16 protein-coding genes are annotated in these 26913 nt (G+C 71.2%); 9 read left to right on the top strand and 7 right to left on the bottom strand.

All coding sequences use genetic code 11. From position 1 onward, the window contains the following. Positions 1 to 67 precede the first annotated feature (67 nt). On the bottom strand, positions 68 to 319 hold the full coding sequence (locus tag QM633_RS01195) for a GlsB/YeaQ/YmgE family stress response membrane protein (RefSeq protein ID WP_415151889.1): 252 nt from the start codon (positions 317 to 319) through the stop codon (positions 68 to 70). A gap of 138 nt (positions 320 to 457) precedes the next feature. Here QM633_RS01195 and pcrA point away from each other — a divergent pair, with 138 nt between their 5' ends. After that, on the top strand, positions 458 to 2863 hold the full coding sequence (pcrA, locus tag QM633_RS01190; protein WP_415151888.1) for a DNA helicase PcrA: 2406 nt from the start codon (positions 458 to 460) through the stop codon (positions 2861 to 2863). 114 nt (positions 2864 to 2977) lie between these two features. On the opposite strand, the gene QM633_RS01185 is transcribed toward pcrA, so the two are convergent. Then, on the bottom strand, positions 2978 to 3856 hold the full coding sequence (locus QM633_RS01185) for a M23 family metallopeptidase (RefSeq protein WP_415151887.1): 879 nt from the start codon (positions 3854 to 3856) through the stop codon (positions 2978 to 2980). Positions 3857 to 4081: 225 nt separating this feature from the next. On the opposite strand from QM633_RS01185, the gene sucC reads away from it, so the two are divergent. Both sucC and sucD read left to right on the top strand, forming a co-directional pair. Then, a complete protein-coding gene (gene sucC, locus QM633_RS01180; protein WP_415151886.1) occupies positions 4082 to 5257 on the top strand; it encodes an ADP-forming succinate--CoA ligase subunit beta in 1176 nt (391 codons plus the stop codon). A gap of 13 nt (positions 5258 to 5270) precedes the next feature. After that, the gene (sucD, locus tag QM633_RS01175; protein WP_415151885.1) at positions 5271 to 6158 is read left to right on the top strand and encodes a succinate--CoA ligase subunit alpha; all 888 of its coding nucleotides are present in this window, start codon (positions 5271 to 5273) and stop codon (positions 6156 to 6158) included. Positions 6159 to 6188: 30 nt separating this feature from the next. On the opposite strand, the gene QM633_RS01170 is transcribed toward sucD, so the two are convergent. Beyond that, positions 6189 to 8384 (bottom strand): hypothetical protein, encoded by a 2196-nt coding sequence (locus QM633_RS01170; protein WP_415151884.1) that lies wholly within the window; start codon positions 8382 to 8384, stop codon positions 6189 to 6191. A 103-nt stretch (positions 8385 to 8487) separates the two neighbouring features. Here QM633_RS01170 and QM633_RS01165 point away from each other — a divergent pair, with 103 nt between their 5' ends. The 5 genes from QM633_RS01165 (at position 8488) to QM633_RS01145 (ending at position 13111) form a co-directional block, all read left to right on the top strand. Continuing rightward, a complete protein-coding gene (locus tag QM633_RS01165; protein ID WP_415151883.1) occupies positions 8488 to 9729 on the top strand; it encodes a DUF6350 family protein in 1242 nt (413 codons plus the stop codon). Positions 9730 to 9820: 91 nt separating this feature from the next. Next, positions 9821 to 10396: a phosphoribosylglycinamide formyltransferase gene (gene purN / locus QM633_RS01160; RefSeq protein WP_415151882.1), complete on the top strand. Its 576-nt coding sequence runs from the start codon at positions 9821 to 9823 to the stop codon at positions 10394 to 10396. After that, a complete protein-coding gene (purH, locus tag QM633_RS01155; RefSeq protein ID WP_415151881.1) occupies positions 10393 to 11952 on the top strand; it encodes a bifunctional phosphoribosylaminoimidazolecarboxamide formyltransferase/IMP cyclohydrolase in 1560 nt (519 codons plus the stop codon). Before purN ends, purH begins: the two co-directional genes overlap by 4 nt. A gap of 8 nt (positions 11953 to 11960) precedes the next feature. Continuing rightward, positions 11961 to 12812 (top strand): bifunctional methylenetetrahydrofolate dehydrogenase/methenyltetrahydrofolate cyclohydrolase, encoded by an 852-nt coding sequence (locus tag QM633_RS01150; RefSeq protein WP_415151880.1) that lies wholly within the window; start codon positions 11961 to 11963, stop codon positions 12810 to 12812. Positions 12813 to 12817: 5 nt separating this feature from the next. Continuing rightward, positions 12818 to 13111: a DUF3017 domain-containing protein gene (locus QM633_RS01145; protein ID WP_415151879.1), complete on the top strand. Its 294-nt coding sequence runs from the start codon at positions 12818 to 12820 to the stop codon at positions 13109 to 13111. Positions 13112 to 13245: 134 nt separating this feature from the next. Here the strand turns inward: QM633_RS01145 and QM633_RS01140 are convergent, their stop codons facing one another. The 4 genes from QM633_RS01140 to QM633_RS01125 all read right to left on the bottom strand — a co-directional run bounded on the left by QM633_RS01140 (position 13246) and on the right by QM633_RS01125 (position 25963). Further along, the gene (locus QM633_RS01140; protein ID WP_415151878.1) at positions 13246 to 14964 is read right to left on the bottom strand and encodes an AMP-binding protein; all 1719 of its coding nucleotides are present in this window, start codon (positions 14962 to 14964) and stop codon (positions 13246 to 13248) included. A 163-nt stretch (positions 14965 to 15127) separates the two neighbouring features. Further along, entirely contained in the window at positions 15128 to 17878 is a 2751-nt protein-coding gene (locus QM633_RS01135) for a S8 family serine peptidase (RefSeq protein WP_415151877.1), read from the bottom strand. A gap of 141 nt (positions 17879 to 18019) precedes the next feature. After that, positions 18020 to 24748, bottom strand: a complete 6729-nt coding sequence (locus tag QM633_RS01130) for an Ig-like domain-containing protein (protein WP_415151876.1) — start codon at positions 24746 to 24748, stop codon at positions 18020 to 18022. Between the two features lie 225 nt (positions 24749 to 24973). Continuing rightward, positions 24974 to 25963, bottom strand: a complete 990-nt coding sequence (locus QM633_RS01125; protein WP_415151875.1) for a malate dehydrogenase — start codon at positions 25961 to 25963, stop codon at positions 24974 to 24976. A gap of 192 nt (positions 25964 to 26155) precedes the next feature. On the opposite strand from QM633_RS01125, the gene QM633_RS01120 reads away from it, so the two are divergent. Continuing rightward, positions 26156 to 26803: a histidine phosphatase family protein gene (locus tag QM633_RS01120; RefSeq protein WP_415151874.1), complete on the top strand. Its 648-nt coding sequence runs from the start codon at positions 26156 to 26158 to the stop codon at positions 26801 to 26803. Positions 26804 to 26913: the final 110 nt, after the last annotated feature.

The following is a 26913-nucleotide window of genomic DNA, read 5'->3' as shown; positions in this document are numbered from 1 at the left end:
GGCTTTGCTCCCTGAATTCGGGGAGCAAAGCCGCCTTTCGGGAGCAAAGAAGCAGCGGACGCGGCGGTCAGCGCTTCTTGACGATCAGGCCGTAGATCCACAGGACGAGGACCGAACCGCCGATCGCCAGCAGCCAGGACCACAGGGAGAAGAAGCCGGTGACGCCGTGGTCGAACAGCGCGCTGCCGATCCAGCCGCCGACGAGGCCGCCGACCAGGCCCGTGAGCAGGCTGGACAGCCAGCCGCCCTTCTCCTTCATGATCGACTTGGCGATCGCTCCGGCGATCAGCCCCATCAGAATCCATGCGATGAAACCCATGCCCCGAACCTAGCCGCCACCGGCGTCACCGGCCCATGGGGAGGGTCCACCACCCGACCCTGAGCGATCCCGGAGGGCAGGCGGCGAGCGGTGTTCCGGGCGGTCGAACGGGCGAGGGCGCATTAGTCTTGTCCAGCCATGTCTGACACGTTGTTCCCCGACCTGTTCACCACCCCGGCTCCGGCTGCGCCCACGGAGTCCGGGGGTCCGGCCGAACCGGCGCAGCGCCGGCACCGGATCACCGAGGAGGAACTGCTCGCCGACCTCAACCCTCCGCAGCGGGCGGCGGTCGTGCACGCCGGCAGTCCGGTCCTCGTGGTCGCCGGCGCCGGGTCGGGCAAGACCCGCGTCCTGACCCGCCGGATCGCCCATCTGGTCAGCCAGCGGCACGTCCACCCGGGATCGATCCTTGCCATCACCTTCACCAACAAGGCCGCGGCCGAGATGCGGCACCGGGTGGTGGACCTGGTTGGCAACCGGGCGAGGCTGATGTGGGTCTCGACCTTCCACTCGGCCTGCGTGCGGATCCTGCGCGCCGACGTCTCCCGCTTCGGGATGGGCCGGAACTTCTCGATCTACGACGACACCGACAGCAAGCGGCTGATGACGCTGGTGCTGCGCGACCTCGACCTCGACCCGAAGCGGTTCGGAGTCCGCGCGGTGATGAACTGGGTGTCCAACTGCAAGAACGAACTCGTCGACCACGAGTCCGCCCGCAGCAGGGCGCAGGAGGGGACCGCCGAGGAGACCTACGCCGATGCCTACGCCGAGTACCAGCGTCGGCTGAAGGCGGCCAACGCGCTCGACTTCGACGACCTGATCATGACCACCGTGCACCTGCTGCAGGCCTTCCCCGACCTGCGCGAGCAGTACCGGCGCCGGTTCCGCCACGTCCTGGTCGATGAGTACCAGGACACCAACCACGCCCAGTACGCACTGGTCCGTGAGCTGTGTGGCGTCCACCCCGCCGCGCCGGGGGACGCGCCGGAGGTCGAGCCTCCCGAGCTGATGGTCGTCGGCGACTCCGACCAGTCGATCTACGCGTTCCGGGGTGCGACGATCCGCAACATCCTCGACTTCGAGACCGACTTCCCCGGCGCCACCACGATCGTGCTCGAGCAGAACTACCGCTCCACCCAGAACATCCTGAACGCGGCGAACGCCGTGATCACCCGCAACCCCGGACGCCCGGAGAAGCGGCTGTGGTCGGACGCGGGCGACGGCGACCTCCTGGTCGGCTACGTCGCCGACACCGAGCACGACGAGGCCCAGTTCGTCGCCGAGGAGATCGACCGGCTCACCGACGAGGCGAAAGCGAAGCCGGGGGAGGTGGCGGTGTTCTACCGCACCAATGCGCAGTCCCGTGCGTTCGAGGAGGTGTTCATCCGGGTCGGCATGCCCTACCGGGTGGTCGGCGGCGTCCGCTTCTACGAGCGCAGGGAGGTCCGCGACGCGATCGCCTACCTGCGGGCCATCGCGAACATCGACGACGACGTGTCGGTGCGCCGGGTGCTGAACGTGCCCCGGCGTGGCATCGGCGACCGTGCGGAGGCGATGCTCGAGGCATTCGCCGCGTCCGAGCAGATCTCCTTCGGGGCGGCGCTGAACCGGGCCGCGGACGCGCCGGGGCTGGCCACCCGCTCGCTCAACCAGGTGCAGGCGTTCGCGTCCCTGCTGGCCGGCTACCGCGCGAAGGTCACCGAGGGGGTTCCCGCGGACGAGATCCTGGCCGGCATCCTGAAGGACTCGGGCTATCTCGGCGAACTCAGCACCTCCACCGACCCGCAGGACGAGAGCAGGTTGGAGAACCTGGTCGAGCTGGTCAGCGTGGCCGGGGAGTTCGTCGCGGCGGCGCACGCGGTGGACGTCCCCGAGGACGAGGGCGAGTTGTCCGCGGGCGCCCCGGAGCCCGACGACTCGCTGCCGGCGTTCCTGGAGCGGATCGCGCTGGTCGCCGACTCCGACCAGATCCCCGACAACGACCCGGACGCGGCCGGCGTGGTCACGCTGATGACGCTGCACACAGCCAAGGGACTGGAGTTCAACACGGTCTTCCTCACCGGCTTCGAGGACGGGATCTTCCCGCACCAGCGCGCGATGACCGACAAGCACGAGCTGGAGGAGGAGCGCCGGCTCGCCTACGTCGGCATCACCAGGGCACGACAGCGGCTCTACCTGACCCGCGCGACCGTCCGCTCGCAGTGGGGCTCACCCCAGTACAACCCGGCGAGCCGGTTCACCGAGGAGATCCCCGCGCACCTGATCGACTGGCGCCGGCTCGCCGCCGCTCGCACGACCTACGCCTCTTCCGCCGCGGCGCGCACCGACCAGTCCCGGCGCGCCACGCTGAGTTTCGGGTCGCGGCCACCGATCCGGACGGTCCCGTCCGTGGACGTGGGGGACCGCGTGCTGCACACCGTCTTCGGCATGGGCACGGTGATCGCGACCTCAGGAGCGGGCGAGGGGGCGAAGGCGGACGTCGACTTCGGATCGGTGGGGGTCAAGCGGCTCTCGCTCAAGCACGCGCCGATGGAGAAGCTGTAGCCGCAGACCCTGCGGGAGGCCCCACTTCGGGGTCGCCGCCCGGTATCGCTGCGGCGGGCCGCAGGATCGCGGGCGGGGTCCGTGGGGAGGCGGGGTGGGTCGGTGAGCGGCGGCTCACTCGCCGTGGCCGTTGCCCTTCTTCTTGGCCTCGGAGTTCCACCCGATGTAGGTCATCGGGTCGGACTCGACGCCGTTGCGCTTGATCGAGAAGTGCAGGTGGCATGCGGTGGACATTCCCGTGCTGCCCACGTACCCGACGACGTCGCCCTGATCGAGCTTCTCGCCGACCTTCACGATGTACTTCTCCATGTGGAGGTAGCCGCTCTGCACGTCAATGCCGTCGATCTTGCCGTGCTCGATCCAGACGTTGTTGCCCGAGCCGCCGTTGTAGCCCATCTCGGCCTTCACGACCACGCCGGACTGGGCGGCGTAGATCGGCTGGCCGCACTTGCCGCCGATGTCGTCGCCGTCGTGCATGCGCAGGTAGTGCAGGATCGGGTGCATCCGCATCCCGAACGGAGAACTCACCGTGCCTGCGGTGGGCCAGATGAACTTGGGCAGATTCTCCAGCCGGTCGATCTCCTTGGTGATCAGCGCGGCCTCGCCGTCGAGGGCGCTGCTGCGGGCATCGGCTGCCGCGCTCTGCTGGCTGTCGGAGATCGTGTCGCCGGCCTCGGCCAACTGCGCGGACCGGGCGGCGGCAAGATCGTAGATCGAGGTGGCCGAGCTGGTGGCGCTGGCGGCCTGGACGGCGGGGATGCTGGAGATCGCGAGGCCCTGCGCCGCGAAGGCGATCCCCGCTCCGCCGGTGGAGGAGGCGGTGAAGGCCGAGACGCCGGCGATGGCGATTCCTGAGACCACGACCACGGTGGCTGCCCGCTTGACGATGTTGCGACGACGCGACCCGGTGGGAGCGGCTGCGGCGCCGTCGGCCACCAGCTCCGGAGGGAGCGCCCGACGCGGCTTGTCAGCTCGCAGTCGCAGTCTGTTCACTTGGTTCCCCGTAGCCACTCTTGAGTACGCCATGTGCCCGGCCCGGCCGAGCGAGAGCCACCTTAGCATTTCTTAGGCTGTTTCTCAGAATCTGTCGGAAACTGGGTATGAGGCGTCGGCCGTCCCGGATCCGGCTTCGCTCGCATGCGCGGTGAGCAAGGGTCGAGCTAGGCTCTGCACCGCATCAGCTGGCCGAGCCAGAACGAATGATGGAACGGAGTCGGAGTGGATCTGTTCGAGTACCAGGCGCGGGATCTGTTCGAGGCGCACGGCGTCCCCGTGCTGCGCGGCATCACCGCGCGCACGCCCGAGGAGGCCGGCGCCGCAGCCGAGCAGCTCGGCACGCCCGTCGTGGTGGTGAAGGCCCAGGTGAAGACCGGTGGACGGGGCAAGGCAGGCGGCGTGAAGCTCGCCCGGTCGCCGCAGGAGGCGGCCGATCGGGCCTCCGAGATCCTCGGGATGGACATCAACGGGCACACGGTCGACACCGTGATGGTCGCCGAAGGCGCCGACATCGCCGAGGAGTACTACTTCTCGCTGCTGCTGGACCGCTCGTCCCGCAGCTACCTCGCCATGTGCTCCAGGGAAGGCGGCATGGACATCGAGACGCTCGCCGTGGAGCGTCCCGAAGCGTTGGCGCGAATCGCGGTCGACCCGATTGTCGGCCTCGACCAGTCGAAGGCGGAGGAGATCGTCGCCGCCGCGGGCTTCGAGGAGGCCGACCGGACCGAGATCGCGCGGGTCCTCGTGCTGCTCGGCGAGGTGTACCGGGCCAACGACGCGACGCTGGTCGAGGTCAATCCGCTGGTGAAGACGGGCGAGGGCCGCATCGTCGCGCTGGACGGAAAGGTCAGCCTGGACGCGAACTCCGCGTTCCGGCACCCGGAGTGGGCAGGCTACGCTGACGAGTCGTCCGACGACCCACTCGAGGTCGAGGCGCGCTCCAAGAACCTCAACTACGTGAAGCTGGACGGGTCGGTGGGCATCATCGGCAACGGCGCCGGGCTGGTGATGAGCACACTGGACGTGGTGGCCGCCGCCGGCGCGGACCTGCCGGGCCAGCCGAAGCCGGCGAACTTCCTCGACATCGGCGGGGGCGCGTCCGCGCAGGTGATGGCGAACGGCCTGGACATCATCCTCTCCGACACACAGGTGAAATCCGTGTTCGTGAACGTCTTCGGTGGCATCACGGCCTGCTCGGAGGTCGCCAAGGGCATCATCGACGCCCTCGCCATGCTCGGCGACCGGGCCACCAAGCCGATCGTGGTGCGGCTCGACGGCAACGCGGTCGAGATCGGCCGCCACATGCTGGCCGAGGCGGCGCACCCGCTCGTCGAGGTGCTCCAGACCATGGACGATGCGGCCCGCAGGGCCGCCGAGCTGGCCGCCGCGGCCGAATAGGAGATCAGCGCACATGTCGATCTGGTTGGACCAGCGTTCCACCGTCATCGTCCAGGGGATGACCGGCTCCGAGGGGCGCAAGCACACGCAGCGGATGATCGGGGCCGGGACCCGCATCGTCGCCGGCGTCACCCCGGGCAAGGGCGGCCAGTCGGTCACGTTCGAGGAGGAGCCGGTGCCGGTGTTCAACACCGTCGCCGAGGCGAAGGAGGCCACCGGCGCCAACACCTCCGTCGTGTTCGTGCCGGCAGCCTTCACCCGGCAGGCCGTGATCGACGCGGTGGACGCAGCCCTCGACCTCACCGTGGTGATCACGGAGGGCGTCCCGGTGAAGGACACCGCCGAGTTCGTCGACTACGCGAGCCAGTCGGGCCACACCCGGCTGATCGGCCCCAACTGTCCCGGCCTGATCAGCCCCGGGAAGTCGAACGTCGGGATCATCCCGCCCACCATCTCGGGCCCCGGCCGGATCGGGCTGGTGTCGAAGTCGGGCACGCTGACCTACCAGATGATGTTCGAGCTGCGGGACATCGGCTTCTCGACCGCCGTCGGCATCGGTGGCGACCCCGTCAACGGAAGCACGCACATCGACGCCCTGGCCGCGTTCGAGGCCGACCCCGACACGGATGCGATCGTGATGATCGGCGAGATCGGCGGGGACGCGGAGGAGCGGGCGGCCGCCTACATCGCCGAGCAGGTCAGCAAGCCGGTGGTGGGCTACGTGGCGGGCTTCACCGCGCCGGTGGGCAAGACGATGGGTCACGCCGGCGCCATCGTGACCGGCTCGGTCGGCACGGCCAAGGCCAAGAAGGCCGCCATGGAGGCGGCCGGCGTCCAGGTCGGACGGACCCCGAGCGAGACCGCGTCGCTGATGCGCGAGGTCATCCGCAGCCTCGCCTGAGCCGCGGGCCTGGTCGTTCGGGCCGGACGGTCAGGACTGCGTGGCCCGCTGGCCGGCGCGGAGCGTGATGGCCTTCCACTGGCTGTCGCTGAAGTCGTAATCGGTGGAGGGGTTGGCGAGCAGGTAGACCACCTTGGTGCCGGCGGTGATCACGGCCACGCGGTACACCACCGTGGTGGTGGCGGTCTTCTGCGTGACCAGGTAGGTCGAGCCACTGACCTCGGTGTCGTTCGCGCCTGTTCCCTTGGCGGTGGGTCCGACCTTCACGGTCGCGGTCGGGGCACGGTCGGCACAGCCGGCGATGTTCTTGGCCAGCTTGGCCGAGAGCGCGGAGGCGTCGTCGTCGGCGCCGAAGGTGTAGACGACCATGTCGACGCCGAATCCCTGGGGCGCCTTCGCGTCCTCGGCCAGCAGCAGCGTGCGCTGCCCGACCGACGTGGTGCCGGAGACGGTCTCCAGGTTGATTCCCTCGCACTGGCTGCCCGCGATCGTCAGCGTGGTGAACGGGTCGATCGCTCCCCAGCGCCCGGTGCCAAGGGTGATCCGGGGCAGGTCGGCCTCGACCAGCCAGCCCTTCGGTTCGCCCGCCGGCGGTGCCTGGGTGGTGGCCTCGATGCTGGCCGGGCAGGTGCCCAGGTCGCCGCCGCACTGGCGGCTCAGCGCCTTGCCCACGACGGTGGCGAGATCGAGCGCGTTCACCGCGTTGTTCGTCGTGGCCAGGTCGACCAGACTCACCGATCGGCCGGTACGGCTGATCAGGAGGGTGTGGAACACGTTCGTCTCGTCCTGTACGACGAGCTTCACGGCCTCGGCCGAGTCGGCCAGGCCGGTCACCGCGCTGGCTCCGGTGAGCCACGCGGCGTCGTTCGAGCACGTGCCCGCCTGGGCGAGCCTCAGATCGTAGGCCTGACTCGCGGCCGCCTCGTCGGCGTAGGTGTCGACGACCTGGAGCAGGCCGTCCACGTCGGAGCCCGCGACCGGAGTCCTGCGCGAGGTCGAGCGGGTCGGCGAGGGCAGCCCCGAGGCGGTGTCGGGCAGACAGGTCGGCGTGACGGCGTCGGCGGTGCCGGTCGCCTCGACCCACGTCACGTCGCCGATCGTGCCCAGGTCTGCGGCGGTGACCAGCGGATCGAGGGCGGAGGAGGTGTTCGGGTTGGTCGGGTCGCCCGACGACGCACCGGAGCGCAGGGTGAGCACCCACACGCCCGCGGCCACGAGCAGGACCACGGCGGCCACGGCGGCGATGATGATCACGGCGGGGCGCGCCGTGCGCGTGCGCTGCTCCTCGACCGCGGGCCGCGCCGTGGCCACGGCAGCGGTCTCCGCCGCCGGGATGGGCTCGGACAGGACCGGTGTGGGGACAGCGCCGGCGGGGTCGTTCTTGCCGGAGCGCCGGGCCTTCGCCTCGGCCTTCCTCGCCGCCGCCTCCGCCTTCCTCGCCTCGGCTGCGGCGGCGGCCTCGGCTTTCCTCGCTTCCGCGGCGGCGGCTTCGTCGGCCTTCCTCGCCTGCGCGGCCGACCGTGCCTCGGCCCTGGCCAACGCCTTCTGGCCGCGGCGGCTCAGCGGGGCCTCCGCGGTGTCCGTGGGGCTCGGTGCGGACGCGGGGACCGGGGCGGCCACGACCGGCGACCCGGCAGCAGGGACGGAGCCGCCCGGTGCGCCGAACGGTGTCGGGCCGGTCGCGGGCGCGGTCGGCGCGGTCGGGACCGAACGGGGATAGGACCCGACGGCGCTCGTGCCGCCCGGCGGGGCCAGCGGGCTGCCGGCTGCGGGGCTCGGGGCGAACGGCGACGGGGTGAACGCGGGCGGGTTCGTCACAACCGCGGGGGTGGACCGCCGCGTCGTCCGGGGGAGGAACGCCTCGGCGGGCGACGGCGGCGAAGAGACACTGACCGCCGAGCGTCGGGGCGCGGCGGAGATGAACTCGGAGGGCTCTGCGCTGGCGGAGAACCGGCGCCCCGCCGAGGCGGGAAGCGACGACTCGGGTTCGGGCAGCACCGGTGCGGGCGGCGGCACCGGGGTGGTGCCCCGGACGTCGAGGGGGTCGGGCGGGCTGGCCGGGCTCGCCGGGCTGGCGGCGAGGCGTCGCAACCGCGCGGTGCTGGTCAGCGGGGAGGGCTCGTCGGGGGAGAAGGCACGACCGAAGCGGCCGCCGGTCGGAGCGTCCGGCTCCTCGGGGAGCGGCCCGAGCGCCCTGCGGGGCGTGGACGAACCCTCATCTGCCACGGCATTCCCTTGTCGCTCGACGCGTTGATGACGCGGCCAGTGTAGCGACGGCGGGCGTGTCCCGCCGACGGGAGCGGCGCGCCTGCGCGAGCATGGATGCACCATGCGCATGCCCAGGTTCCGCGATTCCGAGCGGCTCAGGCTGACCACTTCCTCCACGCGGACGGTCCGGCTGGCCGGCGCACCCGAGGGTCCGCCGCTGCTGCCATGGCCGGTGGCCGCCGTCGGAGGCGGCGCGCTGGCCGCGCTCGCCGGGGTGGTCCTCGTCGCGGGGGTGGTGCTCGTGGCCTGGCTGAGCGCCATCGCGATCGCGCTCCCGACCGTCCTGGGCTTTGCCGCGCAGGTGTGGCTGCTGGCCCACGGGGGCGTCCTGGTCATCGGCGATGTCGGGGTGAGCCTGGTGCCGCTCGGGCTGACCGTCGCGTTCGTCCTGCTCTGCATGCCGGTCGGGCGTTTCGCCTACCGGCAGGGACGCCTCGCTCGCACCGGCGAGGTGGGCCCACGGGAGAACCTGGTGCTGGTCGCAGGTTCGGTCGCGCAGGTCGCGATCGGCTACACCCTCGTCGCCGCGGCGCTCGCGTGGGGCTTCGAGGGGCCGGCGCTGGTGTGGCGGCCTGCGTGGGGCGCGTTCGCGGTCAGCGTCCTCGGCGGGGGGATCGGCGCGTACCGTGCGTCGGGCTACCGGCCCTGGGCGAGCTGGCCGGCCTGGCTGCGCGGAGGGTTGCGGGGAGCGGCCGCAGGGGGGCTGGGCCTCGTCGTGGTCTCGAGCCTCGCCCTCGCCGTCGCCGTCGTGGCCGGCGAGGCAGGGATCTCCACGCTCGAGCAGGCGGTCGGGTTCGACGCGGGCGGCGTCTTCGTGTGGGCGCTGGTCACGCTCGCGTACCTCCCGACCGCCCTCGGCTGGGCGCTGTCGTGGCTGCTGGGAGCAGGCTTCACCGTCGGCACCGGGTCGCTCGTCTCGCTGTCGGGCACCCAGCTGGGCATGCTGCCCTCGATCCCCTTGTTCGGGGCGCTGCCCACCGCGGGCGTGGCCGACGCCTGGATGCTGGCCTGGCTCTCCGCCGGGGTGGCCGCCGGGGCGGTCGCCGGGGTCGTCGCCGCTCGTGGGGCACGTCGTGGCGGGCAGGGGACGCTCGGTTCCGCCGCCGCCGCCGGCCTGCTGGTCGGGATCGGGTTCCTCGGCTGGGCCGCGGCGAGCCGGGGGGCTCTGGGCAGCCTGCGGTTGGTGGACCTCGGCCCGCGGCTGTGGGAGTCGTTGCTCATCGGCGTGCCGTTGCTGCTGCTCAGCGCAGTCCTGGCCGGGCTGGTCGCCTGGCTGGTCCGCCGGCGGCTGCCCGCGTCCTGAGCCCGGCCGCCGTCCCGCCCTCCCGGCTGGGCCCCCGATCAGCCGCGTCCGGCCGGGACATGATCGGTGGATCCTTAGATAGGGTCGGGGCATGCCGATGCGCCTGGTGGTCCTCGTCTCGGGCTCCGGCACCCTCCTCCAGGCACTCCTGGACGCGTCCGCTTCCGGCGACCTCGACGCACGGGTTGTGGCGGTCGGCTCCGACCGTCCGGGGATCGAGGGTCTCGCCCGCGCCGAGCGAGCGGGCGTCCCCACCTTCGTGCACCCCCTGGCGAACGGTGCGGACCGGGCGCTGTGGGACGCGGCCCTGACCGCGTTGGTGAGTGCGCACGCCCCCGACCTGGTCGTCAGCGCCGGATTCATGAAGCTGGTCGGGCCGGCCTTCCTCGACCGGTTCGGCGGGTGCATGATCAACACCCATCCCGCCCTGCTGCCGGCCTTCCCCGGCATGCACGCTGTGCGGGAGGCCCTGGCCGCCGGCGTGAAGATCACCGGAGCGACCGTGTTCGCCGTGGACTCGGGCGTCGACTCCGGCGCGATCATCGCCCAGGAGCCGGTCCGCGTGCAGCCCGGCGACAACGAGGCGACCCTGCACGAACGCATCAAGGTCGTCGAGCGGACGCTGCTCGTCGACACCGTCAACCGACTCAGCCGAGGAGACAGATGACCGACCTGTTGCCGATCCGCCGCGCCCTGGTGTCCACCTACGACAAGACCGGGCTGGTCGAGCTCGGCCGCGCCCTCGTCGGTGCCGGCGTCGAGATCGTCTCGACCGGCTCGACCGCGTCCACCCTGGCCGGGGCCGGACTGCCGGTGACGCCGGTCGAGCAGGTGACCGGCTTCCCCGAGTGCCTGGACGGACGGGTGAAGACGCTGCACCCGCACATCCACGCCGGGATCCTCGCCGACCGCCGGCTGGAGTCCCACCGGACCCAGCTGGCCGAACTCGGCGTCGCGCCGTTCGACCTGGTGGTCTCCAACCTGTACCCGTTCACGCAGACGGTCGCGTCCGGGGCGAGCCAGGACGAGTGCGTGGAGCAGATCGACATCGGCGGCCCGTCGATGGTGCGGGCCGCGGCGAAGAACCACCCATCGGTGGCGATCATCACCTCCCCCGACCAGTACCCGGCCCTGGTCGAGGCGCTGGCCGCGGGCGGTTTCACGCTCGCTCAGCGGCAGGCGCTGGCCGCGGCGGCGTTCGTCCACACCGCGACCTACGACGTGGCGGTGGCGAGCTGGATGGGCTCGGTGCTGACCGACTCCTCCGGCGGGGACGGCTTCCCTGCCTGGATCGGCGGCGCCTGGGCCAAGATCGGCACGCTGCGTTACGGCGAGAACTCTCACCAGGCTGCGGCGTTGTACTCCTACCCCGCGGGGCCGGCGGGGATCACGCAGGCCGAGCAGCTGCACGGCAAGGAGATGAGCTACAACAACTACACCGACGGCGACGCCGCCTACCGGGCCGCCTACGACTTCGCCGAGCCGGCGGTCGCGATCATCAAGCACGCCAACCCGTGTGGAATCGCGGTGGGGGCGGACGTGGCCGAGGCGCACCGGAAGGCCCACGCGTGCGACCCGGTCTCCGCGTTCGGCGGCGTGATCGCGACGAACCGTCCGATCAGTGTGGAGGCGGCGACCCAGATCGCCGGGATCTTCACCGAGGTGGTGATCGCTCCCGGCTACGAGGACGGGGCCCTGGAGGTGCTCACCCGCAAGAAGAACGTCCGGCTGCTGAAGGCTGTGCCGTACACGCACCGTGGGCGCCAGCTGCACCCGATCTCCGGCGGCGCGCTGCTGCAGGCCCCCGACCGGATCGACGCCCCCGGCGACGATCCGGAGAACTGGCGACTGGTCTGCGGCGACCCCGCGGACGCGGCCACCCTGGCCGACCTCGAGTTCGCCTGGCGGGCGTGCCGGGCGGTGAAGTCGAACGCGATCCTGCTCGCCCGCGACGGCGCGTCCGTGGGTGTCGGCATGGGCCAGGTGAACCGGGTCGACTCGTGTCGGCTGGCCGTCGAGCGGGCCGGGGAGCGGGCGGCGGGCTCGGTGGCGGCGTCCGACGCGTTCTTCCCGTTCAACGACGGGCCGGCGATCCTGATCGAGGCCGGGGTGAAGGCGATCGTCCAGCCCGGTGGCTCGGTGCGGGACCAGGAGACCATCGACGCGGCGAGTGCCGCCGGTGTCACCATGTACCTCACCGGCACCCGTCACTTCTTCCACTGAGGGACCCGATGACTGCGCAGATCCTGGACGGCAGGGCCGTCGCCGCCGCGATCAAGGGCGAGCTCACCGTGCGCGTCCGGGCGCTCGCCGGGCAGGGCGTCCGTCCCGGGCTGGGTACCGTGCTGGTCGGCGACGACCCGGGCAGCCGCAGCTACGTGGCGATGAAGCACCGCGACTGCGCGGAGGTCGGCATCGAGTCCCTCCGGGTGGACCTGCCTGCGGACGCGTCCACCGCAACGGTGGCCGGGGCGATCGCCGAGCTGAACGCCGCGCCGGAATGCACGGGATACATCGTGCAACTGCCGCTGCCGCGGCACCTCGACGAGAACGCGATGCTGGCGCTCATCGACCCCGACAAGGACGCCGACGGGCTGCACCCGACCAGCCTGGGGAAGCTGGTCCTGAACGAGCCCGGGCCGCTGCCCTGCACGCCGCGCGGGATCGTGGAGCTCCTGCGCCGCCACGACATCCCGCTGGCCGGCGCCGAGGTCTGCGTGGTCGGGCGTGGCATCACGGTGGGACGTCCGCTGGGTCTGATCCTGACCCGGCGCAGCGAGAACTGCACGGTGACGCTGTGCCACACCGGCACCCGCGACCTGCCCGCGCACACCCGCGCGGCCGACATCGTGGTCGCGGCGGCCGGGGTGCCGGGGATCATCGGCGCCGACCTCGTCCGCGAGGGCGCGGTGGTGCTGGACGTCGGCGTCAGCCGGGTGGACGGCCGGCTCGCCGGCGACGTGGCGCCCGAGGTGTTCGGCAAGGCGGCCTGGGTGGCGCCGAACCCCGGCGGGGTGGGGCCGATGACCCGCGCGATGCTGCTCTCGAACGTCGTCGACCGTGCAGAGGAACTCTCCCGGTGACCGGCGTGCCCGATGAACGCCCCCCGAAGACGTGGTGGCAGCAGATCGCGGGTCAGTGGCCGCTGGCCACGGTGCTGGCCGGGGTCGCGATCGGCCTCGCGGTGGTGTTCCTGAGCCACTGGCGAGCGGGCAGCACGCTCGTCGGGCTCTCGATCACCCTGGGCGGCCTGCTCCGGCTGATGCCCCAGCAGCGGGTCGGCCTGCTCGCCGTCCGCAACCGGGCCTTGGACTCGATCGTCCTGCTCGGCGTCGGCATCGGTATCACGATCCTGGCCTGGTGGATCCCGCCGAGCCGCTGACGCCGTCCGTGGCCGGACCGAATTGGGGACGGTTCCTTACTCGGTCCACCAGGACAGCTGGACCGAGTGAGGAACCGTCCCCAATTCGGTCCACTCGGTCCAGGGTGGTTTCGGAGGGTCGACCAGCCGGGCGGTCAGCGGAAGTCGCGGTCGAGGAACTGGCCCTCGGCCCGGGCGTGGGCGACGCGGTCGGCCTCCCGTTCGCGGAGCTCGACGCGGCGGATCTTTCCGGAGATCGTCTTGGGCAGCTCGGTGACGAACTCGACGATCCGGACGCGCTGGTAGGCGCTCAGCCGCTCGCGGGCGTGGGCGAAGATCTCGGCGGCCGCCTCCTGGGGGCGGGCGACCGCGTCCTGCACGAGGCAGATGAAGGCTTTCGGCACCGCGGCCCGCAACGGGTCCGGGCTGGGCACGATCGCCACCTCGGTGACGTAGGGGTGCTCCAGCAGGATCGACTCCAGCTCGAACGGGGAGATCTTGTAGTCCGAGGCCTTGAACACGTCGTCCGCACGTCCCACGTAGGTCAGGTACCCGTCGGCATCCCGGGACGCGATGTCGCCGGTGTGGTAGAAGCCGTCCCGGCACGCCTCCGCGGTCATCTCCGCGTCGTTGTGGTAGCCCGCCATCAGGCCGAGGATCGGCCGGGACAGATCCAGGCAGATCTCGCCCTCCTCGGATCCGGGTTGCCCGGACACCGGGTCGAGCAGCGCGACGGGGTAGCCGGGCAGGGGGCGTCCCATCGATCCGTCCTTGACGACCTGGCCGGGGGAGTTGCCGATGCAGCAGGTCATCTCGGTCTGCCCGAAGCCGTCCCTGATCGTCGCACCCCAGGCGCTGCGGACCTGCGTGATCACCTCGGGGTTGAGCGGCTCGCCGGCGCCGAGGAGTTCTCGCGGCGGCTTGGTGAGCTGGGTCAGGTCGGCCTGGATGAGCATGCGCCACACGGTGGGCGGGGCGCAGAACGTGGTGACGTCGTAGGTGTCCATGACCCTCATCAGCGCGGTCGGGTCGAAGCGCTCGTAGTTGAACACGAACACCGTGGCCTGGGCGAGGAAGGGGGAGAAGAAGTTGCTCCACGCGTGCTTGCCCCAGCCGGGCGAAGAGATGTTCAGGTGCACGTCGCCGGGACGCACCCCCAGCCACCACATCGTGGACAGGTGGCCGACGGGGTAGGAGACCTGGGTGTGCGCGACCAGCTTGGGACGCGCGGTCGTCCCCGAGGTGAAGTACAGCAGGCTCAACTCGGAGGCCCTGGTCGGCCGGCTCGGAGTGTAGGCAGCGGGCGCCTTGGCCGACTCGGTCATGTTGATCCAGCCGGACGGGGTGTCCTCGCCGACACCGATCCGCAGCACCGATCGGGGCAGGTCCTCGAGCCGCGCCCTCAGCGCGGTGGGCGCGACCACGACGCCGGCCCGGCCGTACTCGACCCGGTAGGCAAGGTCGGCGGCCGAGAGCAGGGTGGACGTGGGGATCGCCACCGCCCGGATCTTGAGCAGGGCCAGCAGGAGCTCCCACAGCTCGATGGTGTTGTTCAGCATCACGATCACGTGGTCGCCGGCGCCGACGCCCAGGCCGCGCAGCCAGCGCGCGACCTGGTCGGAGCGCTGGGACAGTTCGCCGTAGGTCCACGAGCGGGCGGTCAGGTCGGCGGACACGATCGTGACCGCGGAGCGGTCCGGATGCTCGCCGGCGACGACGTCGAACCATTCGGTGGCGAAGTTGAACTCGTCCAGCTCGGGCCAGGCGAACCCCTCGACCGCGCCCGCGTAGTCGGTGCCGTGGGCGAGCAGGAAGTCGCGGGCCGCGCGAACCGTCTGGGTGGCAGGGGTGGCGGGACGGCCGACAGGCGTCATTGGCTGATCGCTTTCTGGTGTGGAGGAGACCACGCGCCAGCCTACTACCTACACCTACGGAACCGTAAGTTGGATCGTCCCGCCAGCGCTGCAGGATGGCTCGGGCCCGGCCCGTCGAGCTTCCGGCGGGAGTGCTCCGCTGGAAGCCCGACGACCGGAACCCTCAGCCGTTCGTGCGATGGATGGTGAACGCCGGTGACGTCCAGGTCTCCCAGTCGCCAGACTTCTTGGCGCTGCCGCGTGCTTTCAGGACGCGCAGTTCGATGACGTAGTCGCCGTCGGGAACCGTGAGCCCTGCGGAGGTGGTGGCATTGAAGGGGATCTTCCCGTCGAAGGCCACCGAGTAGTACGCGTTGTCGCGTCCCAGCTCACCGGTCTCGAGGAAGGTCTTGTGCCCCTTGAACACCTCGGAACCCTTCTTGCCCTTCGACGTCGCCTTGTAGACGTTGAAGTAGGCGTCACTGACCGGATAGTCGAAGTGGAACAGGACGTAGGGCATGTCGGAGTCGTCGCTCAGGCCGAAGGTGGCCTTCGGATCCGTCGAGCTCACGATCGTGTCGAGGTCGTCGGACGTGGCCAGTGCCGGAAGGTCGTACACGGCCTCGAGACCGGTGCCGGCGCTGTTGAGGTCCCAGATGTCCTGGAGCGTCTTCACCTTCTGGTAGTCGCCGGCCATGCCGGTGAACGGCACGACGAGTTGCTTGGACTTGTCCGACTTCGTCAGCGTGATCCAGCCGCCGTACAACCAGCCGGTGCCGAGCTTGGGCTGCTTGAGCGACACGGTCACCGTCACCGTCCTGCCGGGCTTCACGGTGATCGTGCTGGCCGACAGCTTCGAGCCGACCTTCTTGAACTTGTAGTCGTACCAGTAGGTCGTCGGTGCGGCGCCCACGTTCGCGGCGTTGACCACGGACAGCTTGTACTTCTCGGTGGTGGTGCCGCTGTTGGTGATCTTCAGCTTCGTCTTCGTGTACGAACTGCGGTTGTCGCCCAGGTCGATCTCGCCGGGGCTCACCGTGGTGCTGGAGAGCGCGGCGATCGCCTTGTCGACGTGGATGAGACCCGAGCCCTGCCGGACGGTCGGCTCGTAGTAGCCGTCGATGACTTCCGAACCGTAGGCGAAGAGCTTGTCGATCGGGGTGGAGGTGTTCTGCAGCGCAGCCCGGACGTCGGTCACGTCGCCCTTGAGGCGGGGATCGGCCTGGAGCAGCAGCGCCACCGAGCCGGCGACGTGCGGCGTGGCCATCGAGGTGCCGGAGAGGTTGGCGTGACCGTTGAGTTCCAGCGGGTAGGTCGACCAGATGTTGCCGCCGGGGGCGGCGACGTCAGGGACGGCGCTCAGGTCGGCAGCCGGACCGAACGAGCTGAAGTCGGAGATCGCTCCGGCGACATCGTTGGGGACGACCTCGGTCTGGTCCGACCAGGTGAGGGTGGTCGCGGTGGAGCCGGCCAGCTGGTCGTGGATCGCGGTCCCGTCGCTCTCGGAGATGAACACGACCGGGATGGTGATCTCGGTGTCTCCCGCGACGGTCGGGGAGAGCAGCCCGGTGGTGTTGTTGTAGATGACCGCCCCGACAGCCCCCGCGGCCTGGGCGTTCGCCGCCTTCTGCGCGAAGGTGCAGGTGCCCCGCTGGATCAGGACGATCTTCCCGGTCAGGCCGGAGAACGGTTCGCATCCGTCGAGGTTCTCCGTGGTTGCGTCGGCGAGGGTTCCGAGAGCCAGCGTGCCGGATCCGGACTGGGGGGTGACCTGTGCCCCTTCTGCGGGGATGTAGCCGACCGTGCCGTCGGAGCTCCCGGGAGTCGGGGAGACGGTGAAGTAGTTGAGTGTCTGGTTCGTGTTCTCCACCGACGCCACGGAGATGACGCTCCTGCCCACCCCGGGGCTGCCGGCGGCGAACAGTCCGTCGGTGCCGTCGTTGCCCGCGGCGGCCACGACGATCGTCCCGGCCAGGCGCAGGGCGTCGGCTGCCGCGGCATCGGGATAGTCGGGCCAGCTGGCGAAGGACTCGCCCAGCGACATGTTGACCACGTCCATCCCGTCGGCCGCCGCGCGGTCCATCGCAGCGAGGATCACCTCGGTGTCGGCCGAGCCGTCGCAGCCGAAGACGCGGTAGGCGCCGAAGGTGACCGCCGGGGCGACGCCCACGACCCCGCCGTTGGCCACGTCGCCGTTGGCGCCGATGATGCCGGCGACGTGGGTGCCGTGACCGTTGCAGTCGTCGGGGTAGTTGTCGGGAACGGGCTCGGAGCCGTCGGTGTCGGCGTCGTAGTCGTCACCGACGAAGTCGTAGCCGTACTTGACCCGCGGTGCGTTGGCGCCGAAGTCGGCATTGTTGCCCTCGGTGCCGGACCCGCCGAGATCGGGATGGTTGTAGTCGATGCCGGTGTCGATGACACCGACCTTGATCCCCTCGCCGTCATAGCCCTCGACCCGCGCGACGTCGGCGCCGATCGTGGGGACGGAGTAGGCCAGGTCGGGCTCGGCCTTCGTGTCGGGCAGCTTCACGCTGTAGACGGGGTAGATCTTCGTCACGCCGGGCAGCGAGCGCAGCTTCCCGACCTCGGCCTGGCTCACCTTCGCCGAGAAGCCGTTCCACACCCGGGTGTAGCTGTTCAGGACCTTCATCGAGACACCGCTGTCCTTGGCTGCGGCCTGGACGCTGGCCTGTCGTGCCTTGGCCGTGCTGCGCGAGCCGCCCCGCAGCGAGGGCGAGCCGGACACCTGTACCAGCCAGGTGTCGGGGATCGAGGCGGCCGTGGGATCGACCGCCTTGCGGGCCGCGAGGGCCTCGCGGTCCCGGTCGACCGGCCCGGCGCTGGCGGGGAGGGTGAGGCTGGTGGCGAACAGTGCGGTGAGGGTCGCTCCGGCGGCCAGGCCGCACCAGACCGTTCGATGGGGGCGGACGCGCATGCTCTCTCCTGTACGTCGATCGGGACACCCCGGGTGGGGGGCCTGGGGTCAAGAAGCGCGGAGGCGCTGAGCGAGAGTCTTGTACCCGGCGGGCCTCACCACAACCCCTGGCTGCTCACTGGCGTGTCGCGAGCGGACGGGTCAGCTCCAGGTCAGCTTGAAGGCACGGGTGGTGTAGGTCTGCCAGTGCGAACTCTTCGAGGAACTCCCCAGCGGCGCCAGGACGCGCAGCTGCAGCTTGTACGTCCCGGCCGGGACCGCGACGACCTTGCCCTTGGAGTTCTTGTACGCGCCGTAGAACGGGATGGAGGTGAAGCCGTCGTCGCGGCCCAGCTTGCCGATCTGGGTCGAGGTTCCACTGAGGACGGCGTAGTAGGACTTCTTCGTCTTCTGGTTGGTGGCTTTCACCCGAATCGCACTGGCGGGGTAGTCGAGGTGGAACATCACCGACGGCTGGCCGTTGGTCGCGGCGACGTGGAAGGTGCGCGTCCCTGAGTAGGTCGGCTGGAGGCCCCCGCTCGCGGTCCGGTACGCCAGCGCAGGCAGCTTGTAGGAGTACACCAGTCCGCTGCTGGCGTCGGTGAAGCTGCGCGGCGAGGAGGGCAGGAGCCGGACCTTCTGGTAGTCGCCGCGGACGCCGGCGAAGGGGACGGAGACGGTCGGGGCAGCCTTGGCGGTGAACTGCACCCAGCCCCCGTAGAGCATGCCGTTCCTGCCCTTGAGGATCTTGCTGGGCGCGGTGATCGTCACGGTGACCTTGGCCGTCCCTCCGGCGGGTACGGTGACGCTCGAAGGGCTCGCCTTGAACCCGACCGCGGCGTAGGCCCAGTCGGGGGTCTTGTTGCCGACGTCGGTCCTGCTCCCGGTGCTGGCTGCCGCGCTGGCGCCGGTGACCGCGGACACCGCGAAGGTCCGAGCGGTTCCCCCGGTGTTGCTGAGGGTGAGGCTCACCTTGTCCGTGGTCCCCTCCCCGAGCTTGAGCACGGACGGGGAGGCGGTGACGGCCGCGTCGAGAGCGGCGTCCACCTGAACGAGCCCCGCGCCCTGCCGGAAGACACCCTCGGGCCTGCCCTTGACGGCGGTCGCGGTGGCGGCCAGCTGCGAGGCGCTGCCGTAGAGCAGGGCGGCCACCTTGGCGGGAACGCCGGAGCCGGGCGTCGTCCAGCGCCGGGCCTGCAGGAGCTGGGCCACCGCTCCGGCGACCTCGGGGGCGGCCATCGAGGTGCCGGTGGGGTCGGAGTAGGCGTCGTTCATCGCGGTGGTGTGGACGCTGCTGCCCGGCGCGGTCAGCGTGGGGCTCAGGCTGAGGTCCGCGGCCAGGCCCATCGCGCTGTACGACTCGATGCCGGTGTTGCTCGCGTTGCCCGCCGCCAGCGAGATGACTCCCGGAGCGACGGCAGGGGTGCCCGCGGTGAACAGCCCGCTGCTGCCGGAGTTGCCCACCGCCGCGACCACGACCACGCCCTTCTTGACCAGGTTCGCCGCGGCCTGGCCCAACGCGTCGTCGGGCCAGCTCGCCGAGGACGAGCCCAGGGAGAGGTTGATCACGTTCATGCCGTCCTTCGCGGCCTGTTCCATCGCCGCGATGATCAGGTCGGAGGTCGTGTTCCCGCTGCAGTCGAAGACCCGGTAGGCGCCGAGCGTCACCTGGGGGGCCACGCCGTAGGCGCCGCCCTGCCTCGGGTTCCCGTCCGCCCCCACGATGCCGGCCACCTTGGTGCCGTGGCCGTAGCAGTCCATCGGCGTGGAGTCCTTGTCGACATAGTCGTAACCCTTGGTCACCCGGCTGGTCGGGAAGCTCGCGCCGGTCGTCCCGCCCAGGTCGGGATGGTCGTAGTCGACCCCCGAGTCGACGATCGCGACCTTGATGCCGGAGCCGTCCCTGCCCGAGTCGAGGGCGCCGATCGCGGACAGCCGGGTCTCGGTCGTCGACGTCAGGTCCGCGGCCGCCTCGACGGTGACGGTGATCGTGGCGGAGGCGGTGTTGCCGTAGGCGTCGGTGACCCGGTAGTGAGCGGTGGCTGTGCCCGTGAACCGCCAGTTCGCGGTGAAGGTCACGACATTGTCGGTGCCGACCCGCCAGGCGTAGGCGGACGCGGAGAGGCTCTTGCCGTCGCGGGCGGCGGAGGAGTCGGTGAGGACCAGCGAGGAGGCGGCGAAGGCGGGACGCACCCCGGCACCGTTGTCGCCGGCCGTGTCGTTGGCCAGCGGACGGATCGTCACCGGGGCACCGTCCTGCCGGGTGGTGGCCGGGTCCTCCTTCGCCTGGGGCAGTGCGCCGACCTGCACCGTGATCGCCGCCTCCGCGGCGGTGTTGTTCGCATCCAGGACCCGGTAGCGCGCGGTCGCGGTGCCGGTCACGCCCGTGGCGGGGGTGAAGGTGACGGTACCGTCCCCGTTCACCGTCCAGGCGCCCGCCGCGGTATCGCTGGACAGCAGCGTGAGACTGGCGCTCCGCAGCGGCGCCGTCGCCGCCCCGGCACTGTCGTTCGCCAGCGGGTTGAAGGTCACCGCGTGGTTGGCCGGGGTGTTGGCGGTGTCGGCGCCGAGCGATGGCGTGATCGGCGTGACCACCACCCGCAGGGAGGCGGCGACCGTGTTGCCGAAGCTGTCGGTGACCTGGAAACCGGTGGCGGCGGTTCCGGTGAAGGCCGATTCCGGGTCGAAGCTGACCGCACCCGTCGAGGCGTTGACCCGCCAGGTCCCCTCGTTCTGCACCACCCTGGTCCGCCCGGAATCCATGATTCCCGATCCGGTGAGGAGCACCGAGCTCGCGGGCACCGAGCCCTTGACCCCGGCGCCGTCGTCGCCGACGGTGACGGCCGGGAGGGGGGCGAGGCTCACGGTCACGTTCTGCGGTGTCGTCACCGACAACCCGGACCCGCCGATGCTGGTCAGCGCGCCGATGCTGACCGTGATCGTCGCCGAAGCCGTGGTGGTGCCGTTGCTGTCCAGGACGCGATAGGTGGTGGCCGTGGTGCCGGTGAAGCCTGCGGCGGGGGAGAAGCCGACCAGGCCGGCGGTCGTGACCGTCCAGGTGCCGGCCGTGGTGGTGAGGCTCTTCCCGTTCGCCGCCGCGCCGGTGCCGGTGAGCGTCACCGTGGTCGGGTCCAGCGGAGCGGCGACGTTGCCCGGCAGGTCGTTGGCCAGCGGGGACACGGTGACGCTGTGCCGCGCCGGCCCGTGCCCGGTGTCGGGAACGGCCCTGGGCACCACGGCGGCCACCGTGATCGAGATCGTCGCGGTCGCGCCGTTGCCGAAGATGTCCGAGATCGCGTAGGTGGCGCTGGTCGTGCCGGTGAACGTGGCGACGGGGGCGAACCTCACCGTGCCCGCGGTCGGGTTCGCCGTCCAGGTGCCGGCAGCAGTGGTGAGGGTCGTTCCGCCGGACGCCGGGAAGGCCAGCGTGGCCGGGTCGAGCCGGCCGCTGCTGGCATTGCCCGTGCCGTCGTCGCCGCCCAGGTCGTTGCCGAGCGGGCTCACCACGACGGGGGTGTTCTGCAGGGTCGACGCGGCGTCGTCGGCGGCTCGGGGAAAGGCCCCGATGGTGACGGTGATCCTCGCCGAGGCGATGGTGCCGTTGGCATCCGATACCCGGTAGGCGGTGCTGGTCGCGCCCGTGAAGCCGCTGGTCGGCGTGAAGGAAACGGTGGCGCTCGTGGGGTCGACCCGCCAGGTGCCGGCCGAGGTGGTGAGGGCGTGCCCGCTGTCCGTCGCGTCGGGATCGGTGAGCAGGAGCGAGGTCGTGACCAGGGCGGCGCTGGGGTCACCGGGCGCATCGTTGGCCAGGGGTGAGACCGTCACGGCGTGGCGGGCCGCGCCGTGGCCCGAGTCGTCGACCGCCGTCGGTACGACCGGGGTGACCGACACGGTGATGGACGCCGTCGCCGCATTGCCGTAGCTGTCGGTGACCGCATAGTCGACCGGCGTGGTCCTGCCGGTGAAGGCCGGCTCCGGATCGAAGGTCACGATGCCGTCGCTGAGCGTCCAGACGCCCTCACCCGCCACGACCAGCCGGGTGCCGTCGAGCGTCGCGGCGGCAGCGGTGAACACGACACTGGAGGGGATCAGTGTGCCGGTGGTGCCGTTCCCGTCGTCGCCGGGGCGGTCGTTGGCCAGCGGGTCGAGGGTGAGGGTCACGTTCTGCGTGGTGGTTGCCGAATCGGCGACGGCCTGCGGAAGCGAGCCGATGGTGACGGTGATGGTCGCCGAGGCCGCCGTCTGGTTGGTGTCGCGCACCCGGTACCCGGTGTGCACGGTGCCGGTGGCTCCCGCCGCGGGGGTGAAGGTCACGGTGCCCTCGGGGTTGACCCGCCAGGTCCCCTCCCCTGCGACCACCAGAAGCTTGTGTCCCTCGGTCGCCTCGGACGAGGTGAACTCGACACTGGCCGGGTCGATCGGGGCGGACGCCGCCCCTGCGGAGTCGTTGCCGAGGACGTCGAGGGTGACCTGCGTCGCGGCCGGAGTGGTCGCGCTGTCGTCGACGGCGGTCGGGGTGATCGCCTCGACGCTGATCGTGATCGTGGACTCGGCGGTGTTGCCGAAGCTGTCGCTGACCGAGTAGCCCACCGGAGTGCCGGTTCCGGAGAAGGTCGGTTCGGGGTCGAACGTGACGGTCCCGTCGTCGGCGACCGCGTACGCACCCTCGCCTGCGACCACCAGGCTGGTGCCGCCCGCCGTCGCGTCCGCGGACGTGAAGCGCACGCTGGTCGCGTCGATGGTGCCGTCCTCGCCCGCGCCGTCGTCGCCGGCGCTGTCGTTGGCGGCGGGGCTGAGGGCGACGTTCACGTTCTGCGCGGTCGACGCGGTGTCCGGCGTGGCCAGCGGCCCCTTGCCCACGGTGACCAGGAGCGTCGCCTCGTCCGTGTTGCCGAACTGGTCGGCCATCTCGTAGTGCGTGCGCGCCGGGCCGGAGAAGCCCGCGGCAGGAGTGAAGGTGATCCGTCCCGAGTCCTCCGCCACCGTGTAGCGGCCCGCGCTGGTGGTCAGTTCGCGGTCGCCGTTGGACAACCGCACCGACGTCGGATCGGGTTCCCCGGCACCGGAGGCGTCCGCCCCGGGGGTGTCGTTGGCCAGCACGTCCACCGTGACGGCCGTCCGATAGGGCGTGTGGGTCTCGTCGTCGGTGGCGCGCGGCGGTGTGCGAACCTCGACCGTGACCCCGGCGGTGTCGGTCTGGCCCAGCTCGTCGGCCACCTGGTAGGTGATCGTGGCCACCGCGGCGGTGTCGGCGGTCGGGGTGAACTCGATGGTTCCGGCCTCGTCGGGGTCGTCGGGGTCGCCGACCGTCCAGATCCCGTCGGCGCCGCTGACGGTGCCGACGCAGCTGTCCTCGACGATCAGGCAGACGCTGTCCTTCTGGAGCTGGGCGTCGCCGTCCGCGGTGTCGTTGTCGAGGACGTCCAGCCGAACCGGCGTCCCGGCGACGGCTGCCGCGTGGTCGTCGCGCGCGGTGGGTCCGGCCGGGCTCTCGACGGTGATCAGGAGCGTCGCGGTGGTGGTCTGGCCGAGGTCGTCGGCGAAGCGGTATGTGACGGCGGCGTCGCCGCGGAAGCCGCGCACGGGCGCGAACGTGACCCTGCCCGTGTCGGGGTCGGCGGTGTAGGTCCCCTCCCCGGCGACGTCCAGGGTGGTCACCCAGGCGCCGTCGCCGTCCTCGAGTTCGAGGCTGGCCGGGTCCAGGGCCACGCCCGCCCCGGTCTGGTCGTCGAGCAGCGCCACGGTGACCGGCGTGAGATACGGCGTCGACGCGGTGCGGTCGGTGGCGACGGGGTGGATGGTGACCCTCAGGTTGGCGTCCGCCGTCTGTCCGAGTTCGTCGGCGACCCGGTACCGCGCGGTGGCGGTTCCGGTGAAGCCGTCGGCGGGGCTGAAGGTGACCACCCCGTCGGCCGCCGTCCACACCCCGGAGCCGGTGTGCACCGTCGCCGACCACTCGCCATCCGGATCCTGCACCTGCAGGCTTGCCGGCTGCGGCGTGGCGTGGCCACCCGCACGGACGCTCTCCATGACCGGGATCACCACGTCGGATCCGGCTACCCCCGAGACGGTGACGGGGTCGGCGGCCGGAGGTGCCGGTGCGACGACCGTCACCGTGAGTTCTCCGGTGGCGGTCACCTGCTGGGAGTGCGTGATCGCGTAGCCGACCGGGTCCATCGTTCCGGCCCACGCCGCCGCCGAGGTGAAGGAGACGGTGCCGTCGGTGTCCACCGTGAAGGTGCCGCGCCCGGGGACGGTCAGGGAGGTGCCGTCCGCCGTCGCCGCCGCATCGGTGAAACGGAAGGTGGACCGGTCCCAGTCCGCGTCGTCGTCGATGACGTCCAGCACCGTCGTGGTCAGATAGGGCGCCTCGAGGCTCCGGGCGGCCAGCACGGGAGCGCTCGCCGTCGGCGTCGCATCGGTCGGCGGGTCGGTCTCGTCGCCGGCCGGTGACTCGGTCGCGGGATCGGTGGATTCGGGGGACGCCGTGCCGCCGGGGTCGGTGGCGGTCTCGTCCTCGCTCAGCGGTTCGGGGTCGAGGCGGACGCGGTACACCGGGTAGGTCGCCTTCACCCCGGCTGCGGCCTGGATGCGGGCGAACTGGTCGTCGGTGGCGGTCACGCTGAACCCGGACCAGATCTCGTCGTAGGAGGCGTCGACGGTGGCACCGGAGCGCGTGATCGCACTCAGCACTCGGGCCCGGTCGGACGACTCCACCTGGACGAGATAGCGACCAGGCACGATGGTGCTCGCGGCGTCGTCCCCGGTGGTCGACGACCCGGTGGCCCCCGCGCCGGTCGGGGGCGTCACGGTGGTGGGTGTCACACCGCCGACGGCGACCAGTACCAGGGCAGCCCACAGCGCGATACCGCCGCGGCGCAAGCGGCCCATCCGGTGACTCCTCTGCGGGGGGCTCCCGGCCCGGCACGCCGGGCGGGTGTACGAGAGGCGATTCTACCGGCCGGACACCGACTCCGACAGGGCGCGGCCCCGCACCGGAACGGGACCCCGTGGGGGCTGGTTCCGGTGCGGGGGACACCCCCCGGGAGCCCACAGGGGGTGAGGTTGCCCACCGTGTTCAGTGGGAAACCTCACCCCCTGTGGGGTTGCCCCGGATCAGATCAGGCCGAGTTCTTTCACCGCGTCCCGCTCCTCGATCAGTTCCGCCACCGAGGCGTCGATCTTCGCGCGGCTGAAATCGTTGAGCTCGAGGCCCTGGACGATCTCGTACGCCCCGTCCCTGACCACGCAGGGGAAGGAGGAGATGAGGCCCTCGGGCACACCGTAGGACCCGTCGGAGGGCACCGACATGGACACCCAGTCGCCCTCGGCCGAGCCGAGCACCCAGTCGTGCATGTGCTCGACGGTCGCGTTGGCGGCCGAGGCGGCCGAGGAGGAGCCGCGGGCTGCGATGATCGCCGCGCCGCGCTTGGCGACGGTCGGGATGAAGTCGTTCTCCAGCCAGGCCTGGTCGTCGATGACCTCGGCGGCGTTCTTCCCCTCGACCTCGGCGTGGAACAGATCCGGGTACTGGCTGGCGGAGTGGTTGCCCCAGATGGTCATGTGGCTCACCGAGGTGACCGGGACGCCGGCCTTCTGCGCGACCTGGGTGATCGCCCGGTTGTGGTCGAGCCGGGTGAGCGCGTTGAAGCGCTCGTGCGGGATGTCGGGGGCGTTGCTCATCGCGATCAGCGCGTTGGTGTTGGCCGGGTTGCCGGTGATCAGCACCCTGATGTCGTCGGCGGCCACCGCGTTCAGGGCCTTGCCCTGCGCGGTGAAGATGGCGCCGTTGGCGCTGAGCAGGTCTGCCCGCTCCATGCCCGCGGTGCGCGGGCGGGCGCCGACCAGCATGGCCAGGTTCACGCCGTCGAAGACCTTGGTGGCGTCGTCGCCGATCTCGACCTTGCTGAGCAGCGGGAAGGCGCAGTCGTCAAGTTCCATCACGACGCCCTCGAGCGCCTTCAGGGCCGGGGTGATCTCGAGCAGGCGGAGCTCGACGGGCTGGTCGGGCCCGAGCAGGGCTCCGCTGGCGATGCGGAAGAGAAGGCTGTAGCAGATTTGGCCGGCGGCGCCGGTGACCGCGACTTTGACGGGTGGCTGGCTCACGATGTGCTCCTGAAGTGAGATGTGGCTGAGTCCACCCTCGAAACTAGCAGTTGGCCGGACCATTTCGTGGCCACTTCCACAGCCTCCTCGCCGGGGTGGGAATTGGTGCAGCAGGGGACGCGGGACGGGGTGGATCGTCGCGGGTGAGTCCAGGGACGGGGGCCGCCGACCGCCTCCGGCTACGCTGAAAGCATGCGCCTGATCCTTGTCCGCCACGGTAGAACCACGTCCAATGTCGGCTTCCTGCTCGACACGGCCGCACCCGGAGCGGACCTGGACGAGACCGGCCGGGAGCAGGCTGCCGGCCTCATCGAGCGGCTCGCCGGCTACCCGATCGAGGCGGTGTACACCTCCAACCTCGTGCGCACGCAGCAGACGGCCGCCCCGCTCGCCCGGGAGCGGGGCCTGCCGCTCACGGTCCTGCCCGGGCTGCGCGAGGTCTCCGCGGGCGACGACGAGATGTCCCCTGACTCGACCCGCTACATCGGGACGATGATCGCCTGGCGTGAGGGCGACCTTGCGGCGCGGGTACCCGGCGGCGAGAGCGCGACCGAGTTCATGGCCCGGTTCGACGCCGCGATCGGCGAGGTGGCGGCGGCCGGGCACGCCGTCGCGATGGTGGTCAGTCACGGTGCGGCCCTGCGCACCTGGGCGACCGTGAGCGTCCCGGGATTCGACGAGGCACTCGGCAAGGGCCACTTCGGCAACACCGGGGTGCTCGTGGTGGACGGCGAGCCGGGCCACTGGGAGTTCCGGTCGCTCGACGGCGTCCTCACCTACGAGGGGGTGGAGTTCGAGCCGGACCCGATCGACGCCTCGCCGCAGTACTCGCGGGACTGATCGGTGCGCCGGGGGGGACGCCGCCGCGCCGCGGCACTGCTCGGGGCGGTGAGCCTGGCCGCGGCCGCCCTCTCGGTCGCCGCGCTGCTCCCGGCGTCCGTCCCGTCGGC

Source organism: Propionicimonas sp. (assembly GCF_047606205.1).
Classification (GTDB): Bacteria; Actinomycetota; Actinomycetes; order Propionibacteriales; family Propionibacteriaceae; genus Propionicimonas.
This window is presented reverse-complemented; position numbering and strand designations above follow the sequence as displayed.

Excerpts from the sequence above, each read along its gene's own strand:
- sucD (WP_415151885.1), top strand. The coding sequence starts at position 5,271 with ATGTCGATCTGGTTGGACCAGCGTTCCACCGTCATCGTCCAGGGGATG.
- QM633_RS01130 (WP_415151876.1), bottom strand. The coding sequence starts at position 24,748 with ATGGGCCGCTTGCGCCGCGGCGGTATCGCGCTGTGGGCTGCCCTGGTA.
- QM633_RS01120 (WP_415151874.1), top strand. The coding sequence starts at position 26,156 with ATGCGCCTGATCCTTGTCCGCCACGGTAGAACCACGTCCAATGTCGGC.
- pcrA (WP_415151888.1), top strand. The coding sequence starts at position 458 with ATGTCTGACACGTTGTTCCCCGACCTGTTCACCACCCCGGCTCCGGCT.
- purH (WP_415151881.1), top strand. The coding sequence starts at position 10,393 with ATGACCGACCTGTTGCCGATCCGCCGCGCCCTGGTGTCCACCTACGAC.
- QM633_RS01165 (WP_415151883.1), top strand. The coding sequence starts at position 8,488 with ATGCGCATGCCCAGGTTCCGCGATTCCGAGCGGCTCAGGCTGACCACT.
- QM633_RS01150 (WP_415151880.1), top strand. The coding sequence starts at position 11,961 with ATGACTGCGCAGATCCTGGACGGCAGGGCCGTCGCCGCCGCGATCAAG.
- purN (WP_415151882.1), top strand. The coding sequence starts at position 9,821 with ATGCCGATGCGCCTGGTGGTCCTCGTCTCGGGCTCCGGCACCCTCCTC.
- QM633_RS01195 (WP_415151889.1), bottom strand. The coding sequence starts at position 319 with ATGGGTTTCATCGCATGGATTCTGATGGGGCTGATCGCCGGAGCGATC.
- QM633_RS01140 (WP_415151878.1), bottom strand. The coding sequence starts at position 14,964 with ATGACGCCTGTCGGCCGTCCCGCCACCCCTGCCACCCAGACGGTTCGC.
- QM633_RS01135 (WP_415151877.1), bottom strand. The coding sequence starts at position 17,878 with ATGCGCGTCCGCCCCCATCGAACGGTCTGGTGCGGCCTGGCCGCCGGA.